The sequence below is a fragment of the Algoriphagus sp. genome (assembly GCF_024305035.1).
Taxonomy (GTDB): Bacteria; Bacteroidota; Bacteroidia; order Cytophagales; family Cyclobacteriaceae; genus Algoriphagus.
Genome location: NZ_JAMWZB010000038.1, coordinates 13149 through 35602 on the forward strand (window position 1 = coordinate 13149; position 22454 = coordinate 35602).

The 22454-nt window shown below is 41.5% G+C and carries 21 protein-coding genes, 1 tRNA gene and 1 pseudogene; 8 read left to right on the top strand and 15 right to left on the bottom strand.

Annotation, left to right across the window (positions count from 1 at the left end; translation table 11 throughout):
* Positions 1-191: 191 nt before the first annotated feature.
* The 10 genes from Q0L00_RS17545 to Q0L00_RS17590 form a co-directional block, all read right to left on the bottom strand.
* The gene (locus tag Q0L00_RS17545; protein WP_297338198.1) at positions 192-635 is read right to left on the bottom strand and encodes a DDE-type integrase/transposase/recombinase; all 444 of its coding nucleotides are present in this window, start codon (positions 633-635) and stop codon (positions 192-194) included.
* A gap of 6 nt (positions 636-641) precedes the next feature.
* Positions 642-1031 (bottom strand): hypothetical protein, encoded by a 390-nt coding sequence (locus Q0L00_RS17550; RefSeq protein WP_297338199.1) that lies wholly within the window; start codon positions 1029-1031, stop codon positions 642-644.
* 45 nt (positions 1032-1076) lie between these two features.
* Positions 1077-1319 carry a transposase gene (locus Q0L00_RS17555; RefSeq protein ID WP_297338200.1) on the bottom strand — a complete coding sequence of 81 codons (243 nt, stop codon included), beginning with the start codon at positions 1317-1319 and terminating at the stop codon, positions 1077-1079.
* 144 nt (positions 1320-1463) lie between these two features.
* Positions 1464-2657, bottom strand: a complete 1194-nt coding sequence (locus Q0L00_RS17560; protein WP_297338201.1) for a DUF763 domain-containing protein — start codon at positions 2655-2657, stop codon at positions 1464-1466.
* Positions 2658-2668: 11 nt separating this feature from the next.
* The gene (locus Q0L00_RS17565) at positions 2669-3331 is read right to left on the bottom strand and encodes a DUF2461 domain-containing protein (RefSeq protein WP_297338202.1); all 663 of its coding nucleotides are present in this window, start codon (positions 3329-3331) and stop codon (positions 2669-2671) included.
* A 77-nt stretch (positions 3332-3408) separates the two neighbouring features.
* The gene (locus tag Q0L00_RS17570) at positions 3409-3921 is read right to left on the bottom strand and encodes a hypothetical protein (protein WP_297338203.1); all 513 of its coding nucleotides are present in this window, start codon (positions 3919-3921) and stop codon (positions 3409-3411) included.
* A 107-nt stretch (positions 3922-4028) separates the two neighbouring features.
* Complete coding sequence (locus Q0L00_RS17575) at positions 4029-4646, bottom strand: TetR/AcrR family transcriptional regulator (RefSeq protein WP_297338204.1); 618 nt, start codon at positions 4644-4646, stop codon at positions 4029-4031.
* Positions 4647-5305: 659 nt separating this feature from the next.
* Entirely contained in the window at positions 5306-5596 is a 291-nt protein-coding gene (locus Q0L00_RS17580) for a hypothetical protein (RefSeq protein WP_297338205.1), read from the bottom strand.
* A 24-nt stretch (positions 5597-5620) separates the two neighbouring features.
* Positions 5621-6157, bottom strand: a complete 537-nt coding sequence (locus Q0L00_RS17585) for a hypothetical protein (protein WP_297338206.1) — start codon at positions 6155-6157, stop codon at positions 5621-5623.
* Positions 6132-7118 carry a type IV toxin-antitoxin system AbiEi family antitoxin gene (locus Q0L00_RS17590; RefSeq protein WP_297338207.1) on the bottom strand — a complete coding sequence of 329 codons (987 nt, stop codon included), beginning with the start codon at positions 7116-7118 and terminating at the stop codon, positions 6132-6134. Before Q0L00_RS17590 ends, Q0L00_RS17585 begins: the two co-directional genes overlap by 26 nt.
* 484 nt (positions 7119-7602) lie before the next feature.
* On the opposite strand from Q0L00_RS17590, the gene Q0L00_RS17595 reads away from it, so the two are divergent.
* The 3 genes and pseudogenes from Q0L00_RS17595 (at position 7603) to Q0L00_RS17605 (ending at position 10146) form a co-directional block, all read left to right on the top strand.
* A complete protein-coding gene (locus tag Q0L00_RS17595; RefSeq protein WP_297338208.1) occupies positions 7603-7986 on the top strand; it encodes a JAB domain-containing protein in 384 nt (127 codons plus the stop codon).
* A gap of 488 nt (positions 7987-8474) precedes the next feature.
* Positions 8475-9113, top strand: a complete 639-nt coding sequence (locus tag Q0L00_RS17600; protein WP_297338209.1) for a DUF6088 family protein — start codon at positions 8475-8477, stop codon at positions 9111-9113.
* A gap of 127 nt (positions 9114-9240) precedes the next feature.
* Positions 9241-10146 (top strand): annotated as a pseudogene (locus tag Q0L00_RS17605) (nucleotidyl transferase AbiEii/AbiGii toxin family protein).
* Between the two features lie 241 nt (positions 10147-10387).
* On the opposite strand, the gene Q0L00_RS17610 reads toward Q0L00_RS17605, so the two are convergent.
* A complete protein-coding gene (locus tag Q0L00_RS17610; protein ID WP_297338210.1) occupies positions 10388-10921 on the bottom strand; it encodes a hypothetical protein in 534 nt (177 codons plus the stop codon).
* Between the two features lie 829 nt (positions 10922-11750).
* A tRNA-Ser gene (locus Q0L00_RS17615) sits at positions 11751-11839 on the bottom strand.
* A gap of 274 nt (positions 11840-12113) precedes the next feature.
* Between Q0L00_RS17615 and Q0L00_RS17620 the strand changes: the two genes are divergently transcribed.
* Complete coding sequence (locus tag Q0L00_RS17620) at positions 12114-12368, top strand: hypothetical protein (RefSeq protein ID WP_297338211.1); 255 nt, start codon at positions 12114-12116, stop codon at positions 12366-12368.
* A 215-nt stretch (positions 12369-12583) separates the two neighbouring features.
* Positions 12584-13876 carry a PAS domain-containing protein gene (locus Q0L00_RS17625; RefSeq protein WP_297338212.1) on the top strand — a complete coding sequence of 431 codons (1293 nt, stop codon included), beginning with the start codon at positions 12584-12586 and terminating at the stop codon, positions 13874-13876.
* Here the strand turns inward: Q0L00_RS17625 and Q0L00_RS17630 are convergent.
* Positions 13873-15372 (bottom strand): hypothetical protein, encoded by a 1500-nt coding sequence (locus Q0L00_RS17630; RefSeq protein ID WP_297338213.1) that lies wholly within the window; start codon positions 15370-15372, stop codon positions 13873-13875. The genes Q0L00_RS17625 and Q0L00_RS17630 overlap by 4 nt on opposite strands.
* A gap of 109 nt (positions 15373-15481) precedes the next feature.
* On the opposite strand from Q0L00_RS17630, the gene Q0L00_RS17635 reads away from it, so the two are divergent.
* A complete protein-coding gene (locus tag Q0L00_RS17635; RefSeq protein ID WP_297338214.1) occupies positions 15482-15892 on the top strand; it encodes a LytTR family DNA-binding domain-containing protein in 411 nt (136 codons plus the stop codon).
* A gap of 1 nt (position 15893) precedes the next feature.
* On the opposite strand, the gene Q0L00_RS17640 is transcribed toward Q0L00_RS17635, so the two are convergent.
* The gene (locus Q0L00_RS17640; protein ID WP_297338215.1) at positions 15894-17102 is read right to left on the bottom strand and encodes an S-adenosylmethionine:tRNA ribosyltransferase-isomerase; all 1209 of its coding nucleotides are present in this window, start codon (positions 17100-17102) and stop codon (positions 15894-15896) included.
* Between the two features lie 68 nt (positions 17103-17170).
* Between Q0L00_RS17640 and Q0L00_RS17645 the strand changes: the two genes are divergently transcribed.
* Positions 17171-18268, top strand: a complete 1098-nt coding sequence (locus Q0L00_RS17645) for an o-succinylbenzoate synthase (RefSeq protein WP_297338216.1) — start codon at positions 17171-17173, stop codon at positions 18266-18268.
* Here Q0L00_RS17645 and Q0L00_RS17650 read toward each other — a convergent pair.
* Positions 18214-19371, bottom strand: a complete 1158-nt coding sequence (locus Q0L00_RS17650; RefSeq protein ID WP_297338217.1) for a lactonase family protein — start codon at positions 19369-19371, stop codon at positions 18214-18216. The genes Q0L00_RS17645 and Q0L00_RS17650 overlap by 55 nt on opposite strands.
* A 172-nt stretch (positions 19372-19543) precedes the next feature.
* Between Q0L00_RS17650 and Q0L00_RS17655 the strand changes: the two genes are divergently transcribed.
* Positions 19544-22078, top strand: a complete 2535-nt coding sequence (locus Q0L00_RS17655; RefSeq protein WP_297338218.1) for a phosphoenolpyruvate carboxylase — start codon at positions 19544-19546, stop codon at positions 22076-22078.
* Positions 22079-22454 lie beyond the last annotated feature (376 nt).

A 22454-nucleotide genomic window follows, 5' to 3' on the forward strand; every position in this document is an offset into this window, starting at 1 on the left:
GGAGGACTATTGGATCGAAAAATTTGAATATTGCCTACATGGAATTCAATATTGAAAATCTCAAACACGATCAATTCCCAATCAAAAATCCTCATATTCTACCTTGTTTTTTTCATTTCATCCCAAAAAATACTATAAAACTCCCCATTTGATGGACCAAAAGTTGGAGATGTTAAGTTAAGGAATTTGGTTTATGCAGCTCTTTGGGCTGGTTTTTCTTGATAGAGTTCATTGGGTTTTCTTTTGGTTGTATGATGGACTTTTAGGTTGTAATACTCGATGTGGTTTTGATGGCCCTCAGCCAATTCAAAACCATCATCGCAAGGATTTAGATAGACGTAGTCATACTTAATTGACTTCCTGAACCGTTCGATCCAGACGTTGTCCAAAGCGCGTCCTTTGCCGTCCATTGAGATACTGATCTGATTTTCTTTAAGGTAAGCTGTCCAGATGGCTGAAGTGTATTGGGAGCCCTGGTCGGAATTCACGATTTCTGGTTTGCCGTACTTGCGGACAGCTTCCTGTAGGACCTGCTTGCACCACGCGGCATCTTGGCTATTGGACAGTCCCCAAGAAAGGATTTTTCTGCTGTACACATCCATCACCGCGGTCAGGTACATAAAGCCTTTGGCCATGGGAATCTAAGTGATGTCTGTCGCCCATACTTGGTTGGGACGCTCCACGCTGAGGTTTCTGAGCAGGTAGGGGTGAATATGTTCACGTTGTCCTGCTTTGGTTAAATTCCTACGGCGATACATCGTCTCCCTGCCCATGATGCGAAAGAGTCTGCGGATGCGTTTGGGGTTGACAAAGAAGCCGAAATCGGCTAGAAAATACACCATGGACATTACCCCTTCTGTATGATGTTCCAGCAGGTGTTTATCCATCAGCCGCATTATTTCCAGGTTTTCGGGCTTCTCTTCTCTTGGCTGGTCGTAAAACGAACTGCGAGGAATGGAAAGCAATCCACATTGCTGACGGATAGAAAGCTTCGTGGATTTGAGTTCTATGAGTTTGTAGCGGCTTTTCATATCCCCAGTTTCTTGCAGCTTTTTTTAAAAATTCGTTCTCCACTTTCAGCTTGCCGATCTGGGAATAGAGCTGCTCCACATCGGGACCTTGGTCTTCTTTCTTTTTGCCGTCTTTTTTTTTACGCTGGCCATGTTTTCCAACAGTTCATTTTTCCACTTGGAAATGACCACTGGACTCAATTCGTATTTCAACCCGATCTCTGCTAGGGTTTGTTGATTTCTTACTGCTTCCAAAGCCACTTTGGCCTTGAATTCTGAATTAAATTTTCGTCTGGTTTGCTTGCTCATAGAAAAGAAAGTTAAGATGTTTTTTTTAATCTAACCTCCGGTCTAGATTTTGGGGAGTGTTATAGGAAGATCAGCCTTATTTGATTTGTAAATAGGAAATTTCCAGGTTTAATTTTTGGATTGGGATAATTATCCAATTACTACTTAGTCTCCATTACCCTCAACTTTCTTTGAATATCCACCAATTGTCCGCCCTCCATATTTCCAAGAATCCTCATTCTCCTTTTGGATCAGATTTCCAATTCCATCTTTGGGAGTGAAATCAGACTCTGCTGCTTGGGCGAGTTCACTGAGTTTTTTGATAGCTTGTTGCTGATCGGTGGAAGAGATTTTGGCCTTTTCAACGGCTGTTTTCAACGTTGAGATGGTTTCGTCGTAGACTTTTGTAGGTACTGGAAACGGCTTTCCACCCTTACTCCCGTGGGCAAATGAGAATCTTGCCGGATCGGTAAATCTGGAATGCGTACCATGAATCACTTCACTCACCAAAGCCAAAGATTGGAGCGTTCTTGGCCCAAGTCCTTTGAGAAGAAGAAGCTCATCGAAAGTTTGGGTTTGGGACTCTTGGGCCAACCAAAGGATAGAACCCATGCGTTTTATGTCTACATCCTGATCCTTGACATCGAAGTAGTTGGGGAGCTTCATATGGGGAATTTCTGCAAGGATTTTGTCAGGATCTTCTTGGGCGATATTGAGCATGGAGATTTGGGTTGGTTTGGCTTTTCGGTCCACCAAATTCAAAATATCCCCCTGATGATCACCACAAATTGCGGTATGCGGCTCCTCCACAAATGACTTCAGGCTGCTGGAGTTCCAATGGTAACGCCGCGCCCTTCCGTCTTCAGGCTTCATGCCTTGCTGGACGACAGACCAATCTGCTTCGTCGCTGACTAGGAAATAGTGCATATAAACCTGAAAGCCATCTTGAATTGCGGTGCTGTCCACTTTGGCGGAAAGTCGACTTGAACGAGAAAGATCATTTCCATCCAGTCCAGTGATGTCCCCCACTCGAAGGAGTTCGGTGGGTGTTTGTAGGGAATCTTTTCCTTTTCCGCCGCAGACAAAAATCCCTAACTCCTGAGCATGGGGATTTAGGGATTTTTTCAAGGCACTCATCACCGTAGTGGTGACACCGGACGAATTCCAATCCATTCCAATGACCGCTCCGAAGCTCTGAAACCAGAAAGGGTCTGAGATTCTCTTTAGAAACTCTTTTTTCCCGTATTCCATCAGGATTGTCTCCACGATAGGTAAGCTTAATCGGGTCATCCGATCAAACAACCAGGTGGGAATACTTCCTCCCATGAGTTTCAGGTCAGCTGTTCCGGAGCGTTTCATTTGATTAGGATTTAGCCTTCGAGAGGCTCGCTAAGAAATTTCGCAAAAGGCAGGGTAAGTTGGTACAAACCCATGATTTGTTCAACAAAGTTTGGCTTGGTGATTTCAGTAGCCGGAAGTTTTGTAATTGCCAAAAACGAGGTGTGGTACAACAAGGGTTGATGGGTTGCCGCTTCTTTAAACTCTTCCGGAATCCTTTTGATTTTGTCTCCCTGAATTTCTCCAAAGGCCTGCTTGAACTTTGGCTCTTGGATAATCTCCTCCAATTGCTCAGAATGCTGGGCTATATGATGCCGAACTTCAAGCAGTTCTTCCTTCTCTAGCATTTTTAATCCAGCAGCAACGGTTACTTCCTCTGCACCGAGGCTGAGGTATAGGCCTGGACAAGGATTGCTTTTCTTTCCTTTCTTGGAAATCACGGCAGACATTTCTGTTTTATACGGGGACTTGTCTGCACTGAACCGAATGTCTTTGTTGATTCGGAAAATCGCTTCCGAAGGAGAAATGGTGATCTCGGGCGTCAAGGTGTTCATCTCAAAAATCAATTTCGAAATAAAGGCTTCGAAAGGCTTTTTGACGTCCTTTTCATAGTCTTTTTTATGAGTGGTAAACCAATCTTTGTTGTTGTTTTCGCTGAGTTGAGCGAAAAAGGATAGGTAATTGGAAGTGAACATGGTCGTGGATTTTAAGAGAGAAAAGACCTTCTCCCTTCGGTTAAAAAAACCACAGGAAGGAGGCTGAAATGGGAAGATTAGTTTTTCATCCGATAGCCTTTGGCCAAAAATCGGGATGAGGCCTCGTCTCGCTTGGCGTCATATTCGATCCCAAAACCGGTGACCATGCGGTTGGCAAAGCCAAAAAGTGCGCATACAAAAACCACGTCTTCGTAGTGCTTTTCGGTGTAGCCCAAATTCAAAAAGGAAAGGATATCTTCCTCTGTTACGGCGTTTGCGACTACTTTGTCAGCTAAGGCAAAAATTGGTTTCAACTCCTCGGAAGGATGATCCACTAGACTTCTTACTTCTTTACCTCCAATTGCGAAAGCAGTTTCTAAATGTCCGAAATGGCAGAATGAACAGCCAAATTGCTTGGAAACATACGCTCCCAAAAGCTCTCGGATGAGTGGTGTGAAGGCACTCTCCGGATGCATGACCTCATGGGCGAGGTTGAGAAATGCATCAAAGACGGTTGGTTTACGCTTTGCAATGGAGAAGATTCCAAACTTCGTGGCGGTTTCAAATAGGGTAACTTCTTTCATTTCCATAGATGTACGATAGTTATTGTTTTGGATTTAATAGGACAGATTATCTGCCTCGATCCAATAACTGAACGTTATTCATTTATGTTTTTAGAGAAGTAAAAAAAATCAATTTATTTTTTCAATGATCTGATTATCATTTCAATATAAGATGAAAAAAAGACATCTGTATTTTTGTTTAGCTGTTGTTGGATGATGCTTGACTTTACATCAATGAGTTGGATGACTCCCACTGCTGAGGCCCAAAGCAGGAATGAAAATTCCGATTCATCGATATCCGGATGGATTGATCCTTGGGCTTTTCCCGATTGGATGACCTCAATAACATAATTGGTGATTTTTCGGCTGGCCATCAGGAGTTCCTCGGGTTCTTCCAGTCCGGCATTGGTTTCGTAAAAGGATACCAACTGATGGTAAAATGGATGCTCTTTGTAGAAGTTGAGATAGGCCCAAAGCATCATGCGGACTTTTTTCAAAGCGTCTGAATTCGAATCACCACTTTCTATGAATTTTTGCAAAAGAATCTCTCTCGATTTGATCGTCAGATGAGCGATGATGTCTTCTTTTTTTGGAAAATACAGGTAAATCGTGCCTACAGCCAAGCCAACCTTTTTTGCTACTTGGGCTATGCTCAGGCTTTCCAATCCACTTTCTTGAATGATTTCTTCCGCGCAGTTTAGGATGTCTTGTTTGCGGTCACCTTTTGCTTGTTCGTTTCGAGCCCTTTTCATTTTTTTTACTCCTTCTATCTAAGATTTCTGCTTATCTCAAAATTCTTTAGGCCTTGCTACATTTACGGTCAATTATTCTAATATTAACGCAATTCTTGACAAGTTCTTTGAGTTGGTATCCCGTAGGCAAGTTAATATTTAAAGAAAGTAGTGGGTTGAGCTGAATTCCCCAAGGTCAATTCTCATTTGGAAACAAATATTCAGGTAATCAAGAGAGATAAATATCTGTGTCATCCAGAATATATTCTGATTGAGTATTTTCTATCCTCCCTTCCCTTTCCTTCCTCCTGCCTCCTTCGGGAAAAGAAGGGAGGACAAACCGATCAGTAAAAGCCCTTTCCTTCTCCTACCACCGGCTGGCGCCAACTGCCGTAGGAGGAAAAGGCTATTTTGATTTTTGGAACCCATACTAGGGGAATTAGTTTGAGAGCAATTTAAAATTGCCTGTCTCTGATCGGTAAGCTCCTTCAATTCCTGGATTGGTTTATTTTTTAGATTTCACCTTACTATTTTAATTCTGAGGCCAAGTAACCCTGAATTCAATAAATTCAGATATCGGGCAATAATTAGCTTGCTTTTTTTTTCCAGTGGGCCTGTTATGTCTGAGCTGCTTGGCGGTTTATGACCAAAACTTTATCACTTGGAGCCTATATTAGATATTAAAGCTTTTCCTTGATTCCAGCCAGGAACGCTTCTAAAATCAATAGCGTATATTCAAGTGGTTGGTCAAGTTTTACCGCCCATTCCTTTGCTATAGTTGACTTATAGTTGTTATTGATGTTGTTTTCAAGGACAGCTATTGTTCGATTCTTTAGTGTCTTGGATTGTTTTAAATATTTTGCAGCTTCTCGACCCAATACTCTTGAAGAGAGTATTCGTTGACTTAGCTCGCCATCTTCTTCCAACAGTTCAAGAAGGTCTGAATGATGATCGATAATGAAGTCACTCATGAGCCAATAATATTCAGAAATGATTCATAGGATATCTCCCAAATCATTTTGTCTCTCCTCAGGGCGGTCTGACCATGCAACTAATTTTAAAATGATCATTCCCGGCAGCGTTGGAATATTTACAAGAGTATCATCAATTTTAACCTTTGCAGGATCTGACATTACTTCTTTTAGCCCCAGAAGGTGTAGGTCGGTATGTCTTTGATTAAAATTCTCCGTGTAGTTTTCTTCAATTTTTCCGAAAGGCAGAATATCGACTACTATATCATAGCCAGGGTGTCTGAATGACCAAGGAGCTGCAACTTTTACAAATCCCTTTTTCTGAAGTTCTTCCGAGAATTCTTCATATTCGGTTTTGGAGCTAATCATGATGGCAAAATCAATATCCTTGGTTCCCCTGGGCGGTTTGATTCCATCTTTTAACAATTCCAAAGAAATGGCAGTCGCCCCCAGAAGGTAGTAGGGTATTTCCCTTTCCTTAAACGTTTGGTCCAATAAATTGAATACCTCCTTGAAGAAGGGGACTCCCAATTGTTTATAGCTCTCCGAGGTATTTCTCATAAATCATGTTCGCTGTTTCCAAGCTTCTTTTATCTCCATTGATCATCAAGTCGGCATAGACTAATAGGGGAGGGGCACACTTTTCAATTTCGCTATCTTTCTCCCAAAATGTTTCATAAACCTCTACCTCACCATTTTTGTCAGGCATCATCCGAGTTGCTTTGATGAATTCTGGTTTGTTTAGTTCTGTAAACAAGGTTAAGTGCTCCGGTCTGAGGTAATTGGTAAGAATATCACCTCCAGGTTCCCCTCCCCATTTCGTCTTTGAGGTAGGAAGTTGTATCTCCATCCAAGGGGTATCTTTGGGTAGGCGATATCTACCTTGGTATAAAGAAGGCTTAAGCGTATTTCTGTATCCGCTAATCCAAGTGGCTATGGCTTCCTCTTTATTTACCCATCTATAACCATTGGTATATGTCTTTACCAATAGTCCGGCTTCCTTGAGGTTATTCAAGACTAAGGGAACATTTCCCAAAGCGACTCCTGCCTGATGGGCCAGGTCACGTTGGTTGGTTTCTAAATTTTTGTCATCAATTAGTAGCTGGAAAAATACCCGTAATCCTGTTTTAGTAAAAGCCCGAGCTGTATCCTTGGTTTCATCTTTTAATGGAGTAAACTTGTCGATCAAGATGTATACTCCGTTTTTTTGAATGAAAGCATTTCCGCTGGCCTCCAAGTAGTTAATTCTCATTTCTTGAAGCAATTGCCTGTATTTTGGATAGATTCTGTAAGCCACCAGTAAAAAATTGGGATAAGTATCATTCAGATTCTGGATGTTCCTAATTGTATTTTCTCGTACTTCTTTTTTAAGCAATGCGTCAAAGTGGAATTCACCAATTGGGAAGATTATGGTTACCAAGGCATCCATTTCCTTATTGGCATGTTTTTCCCAGTTTCCTGTGCAATTGAGAATAGGAAAAACGCTTTGGAACGTTTTGTCTAATATTTCATAGTCCTTCATGTTCACAAATATATAAAGTTCACGAATCGTGAACAATAAAAATTTATGAACAATTGTTCTATCCAGTAGTTTTCTGTCATTGGCTATTAGTCAGGATATACAGTCTGATTAGGTTTTTTTCTATCCTCCCTTCCCTTTCCCTCCTCCTGCCTCCTTCGGGAAAAAGAAGGGAGGACAAACCGATCAGTAAAAGCCCTTTCATTCCCGTCGCTCCGGCTATTGCCGACAGCTGTGAACGGAAAAGGCTTTTTTGATTTTTAGAAGGTGTTGGATGTACATTTTCTCGAATTCTGATTTTTAAAAAGGGGATGTCGTGACCTGAATTCCGGAGTAAGCTAGCTCAGAATTTTCGGAGCGGCCAAGAGCTTCCGGCATAAAGATCTCCCGCAAATTCCCGCGCTGGTTTATTCCTTTTCCTCTTGGCCTTGCTCCATTCTGAGCTGGTGGTCCTCCATAATTCATGTTCAACAAAATCAAGGAAATTATGGAAGCGTTAAGAGAAAAATTCGAATTGGGAACAGTTGCTGAAATTACCATCGGATACAGCAGTAAGGTTAGAGCCAGCCTGAGGCCGAAGGTAACCTGTTCGCGTCAGGTTTATCAGGTGCTGTTGGATTTTTGGAATAAGGATCGTATTGAATTGGTAGAGGATTTCCATTTGATGTTGCTGAGCCGGGCCAACCGGGTATTGGGTATCTGCACTATCAGTAGGGGTGGAACATCGGGGACCGTTGTGGATGCCAAGATGGTGTTTGCAACTGCATTGAAGGCAAATGCCTCATCCATGATTGTAGCTCATAATCATCCATCTGGAAACTTGGGTCCTTCAGAGGAAGATTCTGTTGGAGAAAATGAATTGAAATTGTAATCGAGAAAAATATTTATAGAAGAATTCTCCCCCGTTTTGCCCACTCCATTCGCTTCGATTCATTCGCGCCATTTTCCAAATGATATCCCTTTCTCTCCACTGCAGGAAAGGGCTTTCACTCCCCACGTCTACCACGTCACTCCACTTTACCTTCTCGGAAGTCCCGGCAAGCCTGGGACTCGGGAAGGCCGTTTCGTGAAGTCGTAGCCTCCTTTAGGGGGCAAGCCGTTTCCGAATTTTTTTCCGAGGACTGCGATTTTTGTCTGTTTCGGTCGGTTTTCAAAGGAGGTTAAGTCTCTCAAATCCAAGGTGAGTTGAATAGATAGTGGGAGAAGTATTACGGATTGGTAATAACTCCTGTAATAGTGGGGCACAGTCCGTCACAAATTTTGATAAGATTTGTGACAACTTGGAATGCCCGCTGTAACAAATAGCTACTCTTTTTGTTAGGGGGGAAATGATTAATCTGTCGCAAAAAAATACTATATTTGCGACATATTACGCCAAATAATATGACTCAAAGTATTGATGATAAGGTTATTGCAAAGATAAAAAAAGCGGCAAGGGGTTCGCTATTTTTTGTCGATGACTTCTTGTCAATAGGCAATGCAAAATCGGTGTCAAAAGCATTAGAGCGTCTGGTGCAGCGTCAAGAATTGAATCGGGTAGCAAGAGGTCTCTATGCTCGCTTGGCTGAAGACCCGATTTTAGGGCCGTTAAAACCAAGCACGGAAGATATTGCAGAAGCCATCAGGCGAAGAGATAAGGCCAGGATAGTGCCTACTGGTAGCTTGGCATTGAATGCATTGGGACTATCTACACAAGTACCTATGAATGCGGTTTACTACACAGATGGCTCTGCAAGGAAAATTGACCTTGGCAAAAGAAAGATAATTTTTAAGAAAACAAGCCCAAGAAATTTAGCCACCATTGGAAAAATCAGCACATTGGTGATGCAGGCATTGAAAGAGATTGGGAAAGGCAAGGTGACTGAGGAGGAAGAGAATATCATCATAGGCCATTTGGCAAAAGAAGATCCCTACCGCTTGGAACATGATATCAAGCTGGCTCCGGAGTGGGTCAGGATCATCATGCGAAAAGCCCTAAAAACAAGAAATAATGATTAAGTGGCTCAATGTACCCGATAGTACCAAACGCAATGCCTATGTACAAGTCGCAGAGCAAATGGGGATGTCAGCCTTTGCCGTAGAAAAAGACTGGTGGGTTAGCCGAACGCTGGAAATCATCTTTCAGATGCCGATTGCTGCGCACTTGGTATTCAAAGGCGGAACTTCCCTCAGTAAAGCCTGGAAACTCATCAACCGGTTTTCGGAGGATATTGATTTAGCAATCGACAAGGAGTTTTTTGAAGGTTACAAAGGAGAAGTTTCAAAGACAAAAATCACTAAGCTAAGGAAAGAAGCAGGAGCCTATACCACAGGGACTTTCTTCGAAGAGCTGCAAGAAAGGTTTCGTGAAAACGGATTTACTGATCTTGAATTCAAAGTAATAGAAGCTAAAGACAGCGATTAGGATCCAAGGGTTCTGGAAATTTATTATCCGAATCTCATTGTTTCAAGTTCTGAATATGTTCTGCCAAGAGTACAACTAGAGGTAAGTTGCCGTTTGTTGAGAGAGCCGTTTACTATTCAGCCATTTGGGGCATTAGTAGATGAAGTGTACGCAGAAAGAGATTTTGCGGCACCTTTATTCGAAGTTCCCACAGTAAATCCAGAACGGACATTTTTGGAAAAGCTTTTTCTCTTACATGAGGAGTTTCACCGCCCGGCAGACAAAATGCGAGTGGATAGGCTAAGTCGCCATCTCTACGATGTACACCAATTAGCCCGAGCAGGAATTGTAGAATCGGCGTTCGGCGATAAGGAGTTGTATGAAACGATTGTATCCCATCGCTACAAATTTTCCAGAGTAGGGGAGGTGGATTATAATCACCACAACCCTATAACATTGAATCCCATTCCCCCTGCTGAAGTGATAAGCGAGTGGGAGTCTGATTATGCTAAAATGAAAGAGGATATGATCTACGATGAGGATAAGCCCTCATTTGAAGATTTAATCAATAATTTGAAGGGATTAAAGGCGAAGCTTCAGGCAGTTGCTTGGGATTTCGATTGTAAGTTTCCCAATCCGTCACAATAAATAATAGTTTGAAATTCAGGGGTTGGACAATGCCTTAAAAACTTTTAGAATACGGCGAATTCTAACCTACTGCCTCCTATTTTAATTTTCTTAGAAAGCCTTTTTCAAGGTTAACCATCAAAGGATAAAACAGTTGAAACGATTAATACACTGCCAAAAAAGAAGTAATTGATTATCGATGTTTTTATATAAAAATGTTTTTCAATAATCAGTTCAACTGGCTTGGGTTGATGGGCTTGTCTTAACTTGAAGCCAGATAAATACCTAGTATTTTTTTCATTTGCTCTTTTGGTTTGGTAAGCTGAGAAAATCTGGAAGAGCCATCCAAGCTGAATATTCTGTCATTTAAATCGAAGTTGAGCTCAGCAAGGCTCTTGTAGTACTCAGGATGCTGATGAAATTCTATGATATACAAGAGCTGGTTGATAAGAGCAGTAGCGCTTCGATCAGCATCTGTGGGGTGGAAATTAATTTCATCCAAGAGCCAATTGACTTGCGCTTGGGTTGCATCGATGCCATCTACAATTAGCTGAAGTTGGAACTTTTCGGCGATCATCTCCCTAATATTAGGTAAGTCTTTCGCCGAGAGGTTTTCCAAAATCAGGGAATAGTGAGTTTTTGGATTGTAGACTAACCAATTTTTTCTTCGATTGGTATAAAAGACAGTAGCATTCCATTTTCCTAAGATTCCTGTGGTTTCAGTCGAACCAGAAGGAGTAACGTACTTTTTGATCAGTTTTTCCAGCTTTTTGCTGACATGGATAGGTGTAGACATAGTGGATTTAATTGAGGGTAAAGGTCGGAATTTTTCATATTAATATAGATTTATAGAGGCTTCCTTTCGGTCAGACTCTACGCTAATTATCTTTCTCTTTAGCTGAGAAAGGAATTCCACTACTATCCTTAAGCCATTTCCCTCCGTTTCGCACACTCCTTTCGTTCCGATTCATTTGCGCTATTTTTCAAAATGACAGCTCTTTTCTTTCCACTCTTGGAAAGGGCTTTCACTCCCCACGGCTACTGTTTCACTACACATACCCTTCTCGGAAGTCCTGGCAAGCCTGGGACTCAGGAAGGCCGTTTCGTGAAGCCTAGCTCGAACCTCCTTTAGGGGGGCAAGCCTTTTTCGATTTTCTTCGGAGTACATCGAGATTTTTGCCCGTTTCGGTCGGTGAGCGAAACGTTCCATTTTTTCCTTCTCAATCCCCCTGTCTTCGGTCAGAACCACTTTCTCCTTTTTATTTTCAGGAAATAGGCTTTCCCTCGAAGGGGAAAATCCTGAACCGTCACTTCATCAAAAAACCTTTTGAAATCAACTTGACACCCTGCAGATGTTCAGGATGAATATTGAGCTCCTCCAGATAAATATGATAAGCATTGTCCTTTAGGACTGCTGAAGTAACCTTAAAAAATTCCAAAAGCCCCTGAGGCAAAAGCAAACCTAGGTAAACCTTTTCTTCCAATTCTTTTTTGCAACAAAGGAAATCTATTGACCCAACTCCCCAACTTTTAGGACTGATCTAGGATCGCTACTTAATTCGCTACCGATTATAAAAAAATAAACCCTAACTATTAAGATTTCAGATAGTTAGGGTTTTTCCTTGCAGAGAGTGGGGGATTCGAACCCCCGGTACGGTTTGACCCGTACGACAGTTTAGCAAACTGCTGGTTTAAGCCACTCACCCAACTCTCTTTAATTTCGCTTTTCAATTGGGCTTGTACGAAATTTCAGAGAGAATTTCACCTGCGTACCCAATTGCCTAAAGCGTTGCAAATATAAAGGAATTGATCAGATTTTACCAAAGGCTGAAGTCTTCGATTACCCCACTTTTTTATTGATTTTATAATTGGTTGAGTATCAATGTCAATTTATGTCAGGAAATATTTCAGTTTTTTTAAAAATACCCAGTACTGGGTATTTTTTCATTCTCTACAAGTTTTAATTTTGATTTTCAATTGTATTTCCTATGATTATTCAAACCAATGCTGGGACATTTCTTATCCAAAACTGTCAAACGAAAAATGATCGAATTGCGATCAAATCTGATTCTGAGGTAGAAATCCTCCGTTTTTTTGGTTCTACTCCAATTTCTAAAACAGGGGATTATAATTTTCCCTATCAGGTCAGCGTCTGTAAACAGGTGTTTTCTGATGCACTTATTTTGATGATTAAAGAAATCGATTATATGGATTTTAAGAACAATTCTGACCTGGTACAATAATTTTAAAAAAATATGTGATTTTTTTCTTAACCGATTACAGGACGAAAAGCATTTTTTGTTCTGAGTTTTACTTTTTACTGAATTCAAAAAATTTTGTTTTGGCCATGGGTTGAAAATCACCAATTTAGCTATAATTTCTTCATTTTTTTTACCAATATTTTTAATAATATTTGGATTGAAAAAGGATAAAATACTCCTGTTTGAGGAGCTTAATCATGATCAAGGTCCAAAACTCCGAACAATTATTGCCTGATTTCCTGATGGAGTCTAGCCATTTCTATTTTGCATTGCTGGATGTGGAAGGGTTGCTTTTGGATGCCAATGACTTATTGCTAAACAAGAGTAATCTCAAACTCAATGACAACTTTTTTAGTGGATTGGATCAAGAGTCTTCCGTTGATTTTTCGGAACTTTTGGATCAGATGATTTCCCGTCCGCAAGATGCTCGAAATATTGTGCTCAATTTCCCCGTAGGCGATAAAAGTCATTCCGTCTGGTGGGAGTTTTCCATGGTTCTCAACAGTGAAATGGATATTGTCGGGCTTGTCGGTTTAGGCGTGAGTTTGAAGTTTTTGGAGCAAGAACTTCCTTGGGAGAGGATGGCTGAAATTTTACATTTTGGAAAAATAGAAATCGATTCTGAATTCAAAATCAAGCACCTAGATAAAAAAGTGATCAAATGGCTGGACTCTTCGTCCGACACTTTCCTCAATCAATCTATTTTAAATTCAACTACCTTCGCATTTACCCCTTCTGAGCAAGAGAAAATCCAAAATCTTGAAATCAACGATCAGCCTTTGTTTCTGAAAATACCTGCCCAATTTCCCAATCGGGTAGCTTTGGCAGGCTTACTGAGTAAACATTCTAATGGATTTACCTTTCTGTTGTCCCCTTCGAAAAGAATTCATAAGTCTCAACCTTCCATTGCGCCCTTTTCTGCCAGTCAACTTGCCGCCATTCAGGGAGCTGTTTGGGTGGTGGATCGCCAATTTACCATTGTCCAGCAAAATCAGGCGGCTGTTGATTTTTCTAAAAACATTGATTTGGACGAATTAAAAACAGGGACTCCATTTTCAAGTCAATGGGCAGGAAAAAGGCAAGATCAGGTCAATAAAGCCATTGTTCAGGCCTTTGAGGGAAATGAGCGGACGGTGGATGTACGAATTGATTTTAAAAAAGACATCAGTTTTTGGAATGTTCGAACCAGCCCGATTTTAGATGATTATGGTCAAACTGAAGGGATTTTGATCCAAGTAATCGATGTGACGAAATTTTACAGTCGCATCAGGCAGCTAGAGGTTGAAACCCATGAATTGAAGGAGCTGGCATTGAAGCCATCCCATATTTTACGGTCACCACTTTCTTCCATGTTGGGTTTGCTTGATCTGATTGATCATCATAAGCTGGATGAAGAAAATAAAAAGTACTTCTCTTATTTAAAGCCTTTGGCTCAAGAGCTTGATGAGGTTATCCGAAGTAACGCAAAAAAAATGGCTTCTTTGGATTAAAAAAGTCCTTCTAATCCTACTATTCCGATTTGTGGGGGGATGTTATACACTCCTTCTAAAACAAAGCGTTCTGAGCTGATCCAAATGTTCCCCTTTTCCCAAAAGGCAATTCCTTCAGGAAAGCCCCTATGTGGAATGATCCCTATTTTGGTTTTTCGCACCTCTCCTTGGACATGGGTTTCAGAAAGACCTCGATAGAACCAAAGCCATTGCTCCAAGGGATTGCTTCCCAAACGGCGAAATCCCATTAAAATCAATTGTCCTGAAACGGGGTCGAGGTCTGCTGCTGTGAGTAACCCGGTTAGTGGTAAATTCTCTAAAAATTCGGCAGTGTAATTTCCTTTCTCTGAAGGTAAAACGTAGTGGTCAGTGCTTTCAGAGACCCAATTTTTTGTAAAAAGATGGAGCTTGTCATTCTGGAAAACCATGGCCTCGCAATCAAATTCATGGTTCATGTTATTGGGACTAAAGTCGGTCTGATTGGGATAGTTAAAACTAATTTTCTCTGCTTGAACAGCGTCTTGATTGAGTAGGTCTGAGATCAATACTTTATAGATGCTAAGATCCTTACGGTTTCCCATATTGTTTCCAAAATCTCCGATAAAAAGATGAGTGGAACTTTGAGCTAAATCTTCCCAATCCACATTGGTTGCATTGGCCACTTCGATACTGCGGACTACTTCACCTGAAAAAGGATCGATTTGATGAATTTCATTCGTGTTTTCGCCGTCATTGATGGAAAAAAGGTTTCCAGCTATCCAGGCAAGTCCGGAAGTCTCATTCTGAGATTCTTCCAAATGACTTACTGTTGTAGGTATAAGTGTGAGGGGCCATTTATTTTCATCCAGTTTGATTGAATTTTCATAAAAATCATTGTTTTCTGGCCATGCTACCTGATACCTCGTTGACAGGGGGGCTGTATTTCCAAGATGAAACTGTGTCAAAAATCCCTGAGATTCCGGTAAGGGTATACTGATTTTAAGTAGATCTGCGGTATTGTAATAAAGGTAGTAGTCACTATTCAGTGAATAGAAATCAATGAGCTGGGGTTCGGCTAATTTAGGGGGGGATGAATCATAATCCAATTGAATAACTATTCCTTTGCTTTTTGCCACTCCGGTTAAGTTGACGGGTTGATTGGGGGTTTCGGCTTCAAATTCTCCTGCTAGTTTGACAGGGAGATAGTCCGAAAAAGTAGGGGCAGAGGCTGACTCAAAGCTGTAGCGGTAAGTTCCTTTTTTTACCTCAATTCGTTCTGGTATGGGAGAACTGTTGGGGTTTATCAGGAAGGTAATCGGTGAACTCCCATCAGCGTGTTGAAGATTAAGGCTCCAGCTTTCTTCAAATTTTAGTTCAGATCCAACTGTCCAATCTTGAAGTGATATTGAATTGATCTGCAAGCTAACTTCCTCATCCTCGGCCGGATTGGGAGTTGGGTCATTCTTTTTATCACAGGAGCCCAGAACAAAAAGTCCCACCATAAGAATAAAAGTCATGGTTCGCATAGGTTCAAAAGTACAAAAAAGAACAGCTTTGGTTTTTATTATTTTACTTTTCTGAACAATGACTTTCTACATTGAGTTGACTTTCAAATGGGGATTACTAATGAATGAATTAATTGAAAGTGTTCGAAAAAATGGTAACGGAAAGGTGGAGAAAGCAATGAGCATCAAGAAACCTTCCGACCTATTAATACGGGACTCGATCTTTGTCCGTCACGATGGATCACTGGTCAAAATTAAATATCAGGAGATTCTTTGGCTTAAGGGAGATGGTAATTACACGACGTTGGTGACCAAGGAGTTTGAACTTTCCATTCGAAATATTCTAAAGGAATTTGAAGAAACGTTGCCAGGAAACGAATTTATGCGGATTCACAAAAGTTACATCGTGCGATTGGATGAAATTCTTGCGATCAATACGCGGGAGCTTCGAGTGGGAAATGAATTTATCCCTATCGGAAGGACCTATTACCAGAAACTGATCGAAGGGATTCAAAAATTGGGTGGGGAATAAATCAAATCCAAAGTAAACTGCTGTCGCCGTAGCTCAAAAACCGATAGTTTTGATCCAAGGCTTCTTGGTACACTTTTTTCCAGTCTTCGCCCAAAATTGCAGCAATTAACAGAACCAACGTGGATCCAGGCTGGTGGAAATTGGTAATCAATCCTTCAATCATTTGAAAGGGATATCCCGGGAAAATGAAAATCTCGGTGGACCCCATAATTTCAGTTTGATTTTCACGATCCATTTGATCTAATACCGCTTGCAACGCTTGTTTTTTAGGGGGTAGTTTCGTTCGTTCTTTGTAGGGAAAAAGTTTTTCGATAAAAAAAGCCGGATTGTTTTCCTCCAAAATTTTCACTCCAAACCAATAAAGGCTTTCCAGACTCCGGACCGAGGTCGTCCCGACGGCGATCGTTTTTCCTTTCTGCTCAAGTAGTTGTTGTATGGTTTCACGCTGAATGTGAATCTGCTCGCTGTGCATGGCGTGCTCGGTGATATTGGCCACTTTGATTGGCTGAAAAGTACCTGCGCTAACGTGTAGGGTTAGCTCTGCCTCTTTTATTCCTTTTCTCCGAAGCTGATCAAAAACCTCTTCGGTAAAATGCAATCCAGCTGTCGGTGCAGCAACTGCCCCCTCTTTTTTAGAATACACGGTTTGATACCGGGATTTGTCCTCAGCCACGGGTTTTCTGTTCAGATAGGGAGGAAGGGGGACTTCACCGCTCGCTTCGACCAGGGACACAAAGGAAATGTCATCGCTTTCCCAGTGAAAAGATACGAGTTGCTTCTGCCGGTTTTCAAGCCGGGCTTCCAAGACCACTCTTTGACCTTGATAGCTGATTTGACCCTTTAAAACTTCGCCATCTTTCCATTTTTTTGCATTACCGATCATGACTTCCCAGCTAACATCTTGAGTGGAAAGCATGATTTCGGGGATCACTGTGCTTGGGGCTATGGGCTGCAATAAAAAAATTTCGATCCGGGCTCCAGTTTCTCGCTGAAAAATCAATCGGGCTGGAATTACTTTCGTGTTATTGTAAACTAAAAGCGAATCTGAATCCAATAAGTCCGGCAAATTATAAAAATGATGGTGACTGATTTTGCCATTCTGAACATGGAGCAATTTGGATTGGTCTCGCTCTACCAAGGGAAACTTTGCGATTCGTTCTTCAGGGAGGATGTATTGGTAATCTTTAAGTTCTATTTTTGGATCAAACATTTTCGACGGCTTTTGCTTTGCAAATATAGCGTCAATCGTTGTTTAGCTCCAATTTTGAAATAAAACCCATGAAATCCACCAGATTAAAATTTGACTTAATTGATCGTACACTTCGCTTCCGGTTTGAGGCAGGGACTTCCAGAGGGATATTGAATTCACGAAAAATTTGGTGGATTCGTGCCAGAGAATCCTCCAGTTCGGTAGAGGGGTGGGGAGAGGCAGCTCCTCTGGTTAATTTGAGTATTGATGATCGACCGGATTTTGAGCAGAAACTCCAGGAGATTCTTTCGATAGCAGAACAAATACACTGGTCATCCCAGGAAAATAAAGTACTTGACCAGGTTGAGCAATTGGTTTCTTGGGAGTTTCCCTCCATTCGATTTGGATTGGAAATGGCCGTTTTGGACTGGAATTCGGGAGGGAGGAAGCAATTTTTTGAGAATGATTTTCGGGATGAGTTTAAACCTATTCCTATCAATGGGTTGATTTGGATGGGAGATCGGCAGTTTATGTTGGATCAAATCGAACAAAAACTCGATGAGGGTTTTAACTGCATCAAAATGAAAATTGGCGCGATTGATTTTGATCAGGAGCTGGAATTGCTCTCCCACATCAGAAAGACCTATTCTTCGGATCAAATTATACTGCGAGTGGATGCCAATGGGGCATTTCGGTTCGAGGAAGCGATGGTGAAATTAAAAAAATTAGCCGAGTTGGATATTCATAGCATCGAACAACCCATCCCCTCGGGGCAATGGAGGGAGATGGCCCAACTTTGCAGCAGTACACCTATTCCCATCGCACTCGATGAGGAACTGATTGGAGTTCGGGACAAGGAGAACCTATTGGATAGTATCCAACCTCAGCACATTATTTTAAAACCAACGCTCTTGGGAGGGTTCCGGGAAACTTCCGAATGGATTCGACTAGCTAAAGCTCGAAATATAGGTTGGTGGATGACTTCCGCGCTGGAAAGTAATGTCGGATTAAATGCCATTGCCCAGTTGGCAAGCTTTCATCGTAGTGAAATTCATCAGGGGTTAGGAACAGGGAAGCTGTATCATAATAATCTTCAATCTCCATTGCTGGTCAAAAATGGTTTGATTTACTATCAGTCCTCAGAATCCTGGGAGACACCTGATAAGGATTCCAAAGCAAATAAATAAACCGGTTGGTGTGCTTGAATCGACCAAGGGGTCGAACTTAACTTACCAGTTTGCTGATCTCGCTCAAAAACCACGATATCATGACTCTTTTGATGGACTGCGATCAGGTACTTGCCATCCTGAGTGAGGTTAAAATTTCTGGGCATAATTCCCCCAGAAGGAATATGCTCAGTAACTGAAAAGTCTCCATTTTCATTTTTTGTGAAAACAGAAAGCGTATTGGCATCGCCACGATTGGATGCATAGAGGTGTTGTCCATCAGTCGAAATCCGAATTTCTGCGGCCCCCACATTTCCCTCAAAATTAGGAGGGGTCAAGTCCAGTCGCTGTCGAGAAGTAAGTATTCCTTCTTGAAAATCAAAAACTTCCACTACAGCGGTCAATTCCTGAACTACAAAAACCTGCCTTCCATCCGGTGAGAACGTCAAGTGTCTGGGACCGTCTCCAGCTGTCATCTGCTTGTCGACTAGGTGTTCAATGGGTTGCTCCAAAGCAGCATCAAAGCGATAAGTAGCCACCACATCCTTGCCTAAATCGGCAACCAACAGGTAGTTGCCCGAGGGGTCAAAGGTGGCGCTATGGACATGCGCTCCTTCTTGCCGCTCTGGATTGATACTGCCTCCGGTATGCTGAATAACTTGTTTCTGCTCCAACTGCCCATTTTCGAGTATTTTAAATACCGTAAAATTCCCACCGCTATAATTACTCACAATTAAAAAACGCTCATCGGGAGAAAGCGCCAAATGGCAAGGATGATTTCCTTGAGATGGAACTGAATAAAGCGGAGTGAGCTTATCCTCATTTTCGTTTCGCTCAAAAACCCATACTTTCCCACCTTCATCTCCTGCGGTTTCCTCTACTGCATAGATTAAATTCCCGCTTTTGGTTGCAATGACAAAAGAGGGGTTTTTAATTCCGGTGGCTACCGTTTTAACGGTAAACCGGTTTTGAGTTGGGTTGAATTCCAAGAGGTCAATTCCTTGATTTTCTGTTTCGGTATAGCTACCAAGTAAAAAGCGATAAGTCATTTCATTTTCATGTTGATTTGGACTAGAACAGGCCATTGCAAGGAATAGGAAAAGAAAGTAAATTGGGTTTTTCATGCCAAAAGATAGTGAATTTAAGCATTCGAAGTCTTGGGGATGTGGATAAATAAAAGTGCGTTTGGCTCTGTAAAATAGTAAAAGAAACATTCTTTTTTTTAATGAATTTGTAGATTATTCGCTAAAAATTAACAAAATTAGTAATTTGCTAGGCTAAAAAATATTAATTGGAATGTATAAAACCTACGATACGGAAGTCGCTAAACGCTTTACGATTTACAACTCTTTATTTTTAGATCTCCCTTTTGACCACATTTTCAGGACAGGGACCATGCTTCCCTTGTTATCCACGGCTTGTCAAAAAGGGTTTGAATCCAAGAAGACGCCCCGGGAAATAATTGAGGGATTTTTTGAGGAAATGCTTCCGGAGAATCCGGATAAAGAGCGAACAGATTTACTTTTTCAGATGATCCAATACGTGGAACGGCAGGTCGTACTCTTTGACTCGATCGAAGACGCGGCTTATGAAAAAATCAATGATTTAGGAGGGAAAGGTTCGATTCGGGCGATGATCAATCGGGCAGAAAGTGACCATAAAAAAGCTGAATTGATCGAAAAGCTGAAAACTTTTTCCGTTCGATTGACCTTAACTGCCCACCCCACCCAGTTTTACCCAGGAAATGTTTTAGGGATCATCACAGACCTGGAAGATGCCATTCGAAAAGATGACATTGGCCGGATCAATTTATTGCTTCAGCAGTTGGGTAAAACTGGATTTATCAATCGGGAAAAGCCAAGTCCCTACGAAGAGGCTGTAAGTTTGATTTGGTATTTGGAAAATGTTTTTTACCAAAGTATTTCTGACATTACGATTCGTTTGCTTTCCAGCTTGAATATCCCGCTAAACGAATGGGAGAATCCCGGCTTGCTTAAGGTAGGATTTTGGCCGGGAGGAGACCGTGATGGCAATCCTTTTGTTACCCATCAGACTACACTTCAGGTAGCTGAGCGACTTAAAAAATGGGTACTGAGGTGTTACTACCGAGATTTGCGCAAGCTGCGACGCAGACTTACGTTCAAGCATGTCGAAGAGGTGATTTTGAAAGTGGAAAAAGGCATTTATTCCACCTTATTTGAAGAAGTATCGGTCTATGAAAACTTGGATCAACTGCTTGCTGATTTAAAGGAGGCCCGGGCAGCTTTAGTTACTCACCACGAAGGATTATTCCTGGAGCTTTTGGATGAATTTATCTTGAAGGTCAGAATTTTTGGTTTTCACTTTGCCTACATGGATATGCGTCAGGACAGTCGTAAACATGATGGTCTTTGGGAGGAAATATTCAAATTAAAAGGGATTGAATTTGCTGAAACAGAACACGAACAAATTGAACAAATTTTAAGTTGTTCGAGTCTTCCAGATGTGGCGTATTTCAAGGAAGAGTTTCATTGTGAGATGCTGCAATCCTTTGGTGCCATTGAAACCATTCAAGAAAAAAATGGGGAAGCGGCTCTTCATCGCTACATCATTTCCAATTGCCAATCGGCCAAACACCTGCTAGAGGTCTATCAACTCGCAAAATTGACTTTGGGAGAAGGAAAGGAGCAGCTTCCTTTGGATGTTGTTCCGCTATTTGAGACTATCGATGATTTGGCTGAGGCTCCCCAAATCATGGATTGGCTTTATAAGCTGCCGGAATATCGGAAACATCTTTCCACCCGTGGAGACAAACAAACGATCATGTTGGGTTTTTCGGATGGGACTAAAGACGGGGGATACCTCAAGGCAAACTGGTCAATTCTTCGTGCAAAAGAAGAAATGACCAGAGTGTCTCGTGAAAATGGAATTCAAGTGGTCTTTTTTGATGGGAGAGGAGGACCTCCCGCACGCGGAGGTGGAAATATGCATAATTTCTACGCTTCCCTGGGGGAGAACGTGGAAAATGCTGAGATTCAGGTTACCATTCAAGGACAGACAATTTCAGCAAATTATGGTAAACAAGCTTCGTGTACCTACAATTTCGAACAATTACTCAGTGCGGGTTTGGAGAATCATCTTTATGCCGATGCTGAGCGAAACCTAAATCAAGCCCAGCGGGATTTGATTGAGGAGCTGGCCAATCTAGGATATGAATCTTACAAAGAATTTAAAAATCATCCCAAGTTTGTGCCATACTTGGAGCATGTGACCCCCTTGAAATACTTCGGTATGACCAATATTGGTTCTAGACCATTGAAAAGAGGGAAGGGAGAAGGGCTGAAGTTTGAAGACTTGAGAGCCATCCCATTCGTGGGCTCTTGGGCTCAAATGAAGCAAAATATCCCCGGGTTTTATGGCGTGGGATCCGCGATTTCTCAAATGGAGAAAAAGAAAGGGTTGAAGGAATTAAAAAATCTGTATCAGGAAAGTTTATTTTTCCGAACGCTGCTTGGAAATTCCATGCAATCGCTCAATAAGTGCTTTTATCCGGCGACTTCCTACTTAAAAAACAACGAGGCTTACGGTGACTTTTGGCAATTGATGTTTGAGGAATATGGGCGGTCGGTGGATCAGCTTAAAAAGGTTTCTCAACTCGAAGAGCTGATGGGAGATAATTTGGTGAGCAAAGCATCGATTTCAATTCGGGAGCGAATTGTATTGCCTTTGATCACGATCCAACAATATGCTATTCAGAAAATGCTTGAAGATGGAAAGCCTTCTGAAGTGTTGCAGCGGTTGGTGCTTAGAAGTATGTTTGGGATTATCAATGCGGCCCGGAATGCGGCGTAGTATTCATTAAAAATTGAGTTAAAGGCCTTCGGATTTCCGGAGGCCTTTTTTATAAGTTGAATTCAACTGTATTCCTTTTTCAAAAAATCCGCAATTTGTGATTCGAATTTAGAATAGGGTGGAAAAACGGTACTTAAAAAGCCAATCAATCCGGATAGCAAAAGGTTTGGGCAACAGGCATCCACTAAGATTTGGTGATTATGAAGGCTTACCTGTGCACCTAGGGTGCCAGATTTTTTTACCAAAATACTTTTTTGGGGGAAGGAATTCAAAGGATAGACCAAGTAATCGGAAAATTGATTTTTTAAATTCAAAAGTAACTCATTGAATTCCAGTGTTTTTATTGGTTTTACGATCATAGCTTGTTGATTGCTTT